Origin of the sequence: Staphylococcus gallinarum (assembly GCF_000875895.1) — a bacterium.
GTDB lineage: Bacteria > Bacillota > Bacilli > Staphylococcales > Staphylococcaceae > Staphylococcus > Staphylococcus gallinarum.
In genome coordinates, this window is sequence record NZ_JXCF01000225.1 from 1 (window position 1) to 737 (window position 737).

At 51.2% G+C, this 737-nt stretch carries 7 tRNA genes; all 7 read right to left on the reverse strand.

The features are described 5' to 3' along the window. Positions 1–90 precede the first annotated feature (90 nt). The 7 genes from SH09_RS14170 to SH09_RS14200 all read right to left on the reverse strand — a co-directional run bounded on the left by SH09_RS14170 (position 91) and on the right by SH09_RS14200 (position 725). Positions 91–166: transfer RNA gene (locus tag SH09_RS14170), tRNA-Ala, on the reverse strand. Positions 167–182: 16 nt separating this feature from the next. Beyond that, a tRNA-Pro gene (locus SH09_RS14175) sits at positions 183–256 on the reverse strand. A 31-nt stretch (positions 257–287) separates the two neighbouring features. Beyond that, positions 288–364 (reverse strand) — tRNA-Arg (locus SH09_RS14180). A 13-nt stretch (positions 365–377) separates the two neighbouring features. Continuing rightward, positions 378–466: transfer RNA gene (locus SH09_RS14185), tRNA-Leu, on the reverse strand. 8 nt (positions 467–474) lie between these two features. Further along, positions 475–549: transfer RNA gene (locus SH09_RS14190), tRNA-Gly, on the reverse strand. Positions 550–552: 3 nt separating this feature from the next. Next, a tRNA-Leu gene (locus SH09_RS14195) sits at positions 553–634 on the reverse strand. Between the two features lie 15 nt (positions 635–649). Continuing rightward, a tRNA-Lys gene (locus tag SH09_RS14200) sits at positions 650–725 on the reverse strand. Positions 726–737 lie beyond the last annotated feature (12 nt).

Consider the following 737-nt stretch of genomic DNA (forward strand, 5'->3'; position numbering starts at 1 on the left):
GGGATCGAACCCCCGACCTCACGGGTATGAACCGTACGCTCTAGCCAGCTGAGCTACACCGCCGTTGTAATTTAGTTTCTTTAGTAAAAATGGTGGAGACTAGCGGGATCGAACCGCTGACCTCCTGCGTGCAAAGCAGGCGCTCTCCCATCTGAGCTAAGCCCCCATTATTCATTGGGTTATCGGGAAGACAGGATTCGAACCTGCGACCCCTTGGTCCCAAACCAAGTGCTCTACCAAGCTGAGCTACTTCCCGTTTATAATTGGGTGAAGTAATTATCTTTAAATGGCGCGCCTGATAGGAGTCGAACCCATAACCTCTTGATCCGTAGTCAAGCACTCTATCCAGTTGAGCTACAGGCGCTATTTAAAAAATATGGTGCCGAGGACCGGAATCGAACCGGTACGGTGATCTCTCACCGCAGGATTTTAAGTCCTGTGCGTCTGCCAGTTCCGCCACCCCGGCACATATAATGGAGCAGAAGACGGGATTCGAACCCGCGACCCCGACCTTGGCAAGGTCGTATTCTACCGCTGAACTACTTCTGCATATGCGGGTGAAGGGAGTCGAACCCCCACGCCGTAAGGCGCTAGATCCTAAGTCTAGTGCGTCTGCCAATTCCGCCACACCCGCGATATATGATTAAAATGGTGAGCCATAGAGGATTCGAACCTCTGACCCTCTGATTAAAAGTCAGATGCTCTACCAACTGAGCTAATGGCTCTTAAATAATGGT